Below are 3,037 nucleotides of genomic sequence, written 5' to 3' on the forward strand. Positions count from 1 at the left end.
GGCCAGCCCGTCACCCGGAATCCCTGTCATGTCTCACCCAAAACCCGCCAGCTCGCTGGTCTACTCCACCGAACACGGCCGCATGTGCCCCGGCTGCGGCAATGCGCTGGCGGCCTGCACGTGCGGCAAGGCCCAGCCGGTCGCGCAAGGTGACGGCATCGTGCGGGTGTCGCGGGAGACCAAGGGCCGCAAGGGCAAGGGGGTGACGCTGGTGCGCGGCGTGGCGCTGGACGCGCTGGCGCTGGCGCAACTGGGCAAGGAACTGAAGGCCGCTTGCGGCTCGGGCGGCACCGTCAAGGACGGCGTAATCGAGATCCAGGGCGACCACTGCGACACGGTGATGGAAAAACTCAAGCAGCGCGGGATGACCGTCAAGCGGGCTGGCGGCTGAGCGCCGGGCCACGCGCCGCTAGCCGGCGTGGCCAGTCGGGCGTCAACAGGCCATGAGAGGCCTGGATCAATTCAAGCGGCTTAAGCAGCCCCTTAGCGGTTGCGCTGCTTGTAGACGATGCTGCCGTCGGACTTGCGCTGGGGCACGACCGGGTTGCGGGAGTTGCACACCGGGCAGCGAAACAGCGGGCCCTGGCCTTCATCCTTGACCGTCACGTCCTTGGGGTCCCAACGCGTCTGGCACGACTGGTTCTGGCAAGTAAAAAACATCTTCATTCTCCGTAATAGGCGCGGATCGTAGCACGGTGACGGCGTTGGCCCGCCCTGGAGCTGCCCCGGGGCAGCTCTGGGGCAGCTCTGGGGCCACTTTGACCGCCTCGGCTACATCGCCTTCTCCATCTTCGGCCTCACCGCCTATTCTGCTCCGTTTCCGAAAACGGATAAGCCTGCGCCTTGGCACTTGGCCCCCGCACAGCCCTGCGCGCACGACCGCAGTGCAGCTTCGCCGTGGCGACGAATGGCGCGCACCGCCGGCAGGCGCGCCCGCCATGGCATCCGGGCGCCGTGCACCGCAAGCCGCCATCACGAAAGGCGCCGGCCACTGCCGCCGCCCGGCCGGCATTGGTGAATATCCCCGTGCCGCCGTTGCCGATTTCGGATAACGCCCGCACCACCCCCGTTCGTAGACTGGCCCCATTGCAAAGCGCATCCCAAGGAGCCATCCAGTGAACGAGGTAAGCACCAGGGCCATCACGCGACGGCCCGGCGCGGTACGGATAGTGGCGGCAGCGACGATGTTGAGCGCGCTCGCCATACCAGCCACTGCCGCACCCAATGACGCCCCCAGTGCCGCCGAGCTGCAGCCGGAAACCCTCTCCGTCCAGCCACTCGCGCCCGCCGATGACGGCCGGCTCTATATCTCCGATGTGGCGTTCAAGCACATGGTGGACGGTCGCCTGCACGTGGTGGACGGCAAGCGCATGCGCTACCTGGGGCTGGTGCCTACCGCCTTCGGCGGCCAGAGCGTGCTGTCGCCGGACAAGCGCACGCTGTATGTGATCTCCACCTTCTATTCGCGGCTGGCGCGCGGGGAGCGCACCGACGTGGTGAGCCTGTACGACACCGCCACGCTGGCCTACCGCAGCGAGATCGTGATCCCGCCCAAGCATGCGCAATCGCTGAACTACCGGGGCATCGCCACCGTATCCGCCGACGGGCATTTCCTCTACGTGCAGAACGCCACGCCCGCCACCTCGGTCAGCATCGTCGACCTGCAGGCCGGCAAGTTCGTGGCGGAGGCACAAACCCCCGGCTGCTGGGGCGTGTTTGCCACCGAAGCTTCCAGCCAGCGTTTTCGCACACTGTGCAGCGACGGCACGATGCTGACGGTGACGCATGACGCCGCCGGCCAGCCCAGCGGGCAAAAGCGCAGCGCGCGCATGTTCGATCCCGACGCCGACCCGGTTTTCCTGCACAGCGAGCGCGTGGGCAACACGCTGACCTTCGTGTCCTTCAACGGCAACGTCTACAGCGCGGATCTCTCGGGCGAGACGCCGGCCTTCGCGCAGCCCTGGCCCGTGCTGGACGCAGCGGACCGCAAGGCGGGCTGGAAGCCGGGCGGCTACCAGCTGTTCGCGCTGCACGCCGCCACCGGCCGCCTGTACCTGGGCATGCATCCGCGCAGCAAGGAGGGATCGCACAAGACCCCCGCCGCCGAGATCTGGACCATCGACCTGGCGCAGCACAAGCGCATCGCCCGCGCGCCGGGGCAGAACGCGCTGGCGCTCACCATCACGCAAGGGCCGCAGCCAACGCTGTATGTGCTGGATGCCGCCAAGGCCGGCGTGGTGTCGCTGGACCCGGCCCTGGGCCTCAAGCCGGTGGCGCGCCTTGACCAGGTGGCAGAGAACGCGGTGCAGCTGGAGCTGCACCAATGAGCGCCGCCGCCGTGGTCTCCAACGTGTTGCGCGATCCGGTCGTGGTGGCGGCATGTTCCGCCGCCGCCGCACTGGTACTGGCGCATGCCCTGTGGCCCAAGCTGCGCGACTTCTCCGGCTTCTGGGGCGCCGTCAGTGCCTACCGGCTGGTGCCCGACGCCTGGTCGCGCTGGGTGGCGCTTGCCTACGTGGGCGCCGAGACGGCCAGCGTGGCGGCGCTGGTGGCCGCACCGCTGCACCCGGGCGCGGCGCTGCTGGCGGCGTGCGTGGTGGCGCTAGCCAGCGGCGCGGTGGGCATCAACCTGCTGCGCGGGCGGCGCGACATCCGCTGCGGCTGCGGCAGCGACGCCGACAGCCTGCGGCTATCAAAGGGGCTGCTGCTGCGCAACCTTGGCTTGCTCGCCGTGCTGGTGCTGGCCGCGATCACTGCCGCCGGGCTGGCGGCCGACACGGCACCCCGTGCGTTCACGCTGCTCGACGCCCTGGCCGCCGGCTTCTGCGCGCTCGCGCTGTTGCTGCTCTGGCTCGGCGCCACGCAATTGCTGGTTAATGCCGACCGCGCTACGCACCACTCCGGCGGCCTGGCTTCCAGCCACCCTACGCATTCCACCTTCTCGTGAGCAGTTCAAGGCCCTTCCGGCCCCGGCGTGGGCGGAGAAACATCGATGCGCTATAAGGAGAACAGCAGCGCCGATCTGACCGAAAGAGCA

At 68.8% G+C, this 3,037-nt stretch carries 4 protein-coding genes; 3 read left to right on the forward strand and 1 reads right to left on the reverse strand.

All coding sequences use genetic code 11. The features are described from left to right. Positions 1–28: 28 nt before the first annotated feature. Positions 29–391 (forward strand): translation initiation factor Sui1, encoded by a 363-nt coding sequence (locus tag ACYP5B_RS16655; protein WP_400102697.1) that lies wholly within the window; start codon positions 29–31, stop codon positions 389–391. A gap of 92 nt (positions 392–483) precedes the next feature. Here the strand turns inward: ACYP5B_RS16655 and ACYP5B_RS16660 are convergent, their stop codons facing one another. Further along, positions 484–660 carry a hypothetical protein gene (locus tag ACYP5B_RS16660; RefSeq protein WP_318238278.1) on the reverse strand — a complete coding sequence of 59 codons (177 nt, stop codon included), beginning with the start codon at positions 658–660 and terminating at the stop codon, positions 484–486. Positions 661–1,115: 455 nt separating this feature from the next. On the opposite strand from ACYP5B_RS16660, the gene ACYP5B_RS16665 reads away from it, so the two are divergent. Further along, entirely contained in the window at positions 1,116–2,327 is a 1,212-nt protein-coding gene (locus ACYP5B_RS16665; protein ID WP_459570435.1) for an amine dehydrogenase large subunit, read from the forward strand. Next, the gene (locus tag ACYP5B_RS16670) at positions 2,324–2,947 is read left to right on the forward strand and encodes a MauE/DoxX family redox-associated membrane protein (RefSeq protein WP_400102695.1); all 624 of its coding nucleotides are present in this window, start codon (positions 2,324–2,326) and stop codon (positions 2,945–2,947) included. Before ACYP5B_RS16665 ends, ACYP5B_RS16670 begins: the two co-directional genes overlap by 4 nt. Positions 2,948–3,037 lie beyond the last annotated feature (90 nt).

It is taken from the genome of Cupriavidus sp. 8B (assembly GCF_054589115.1).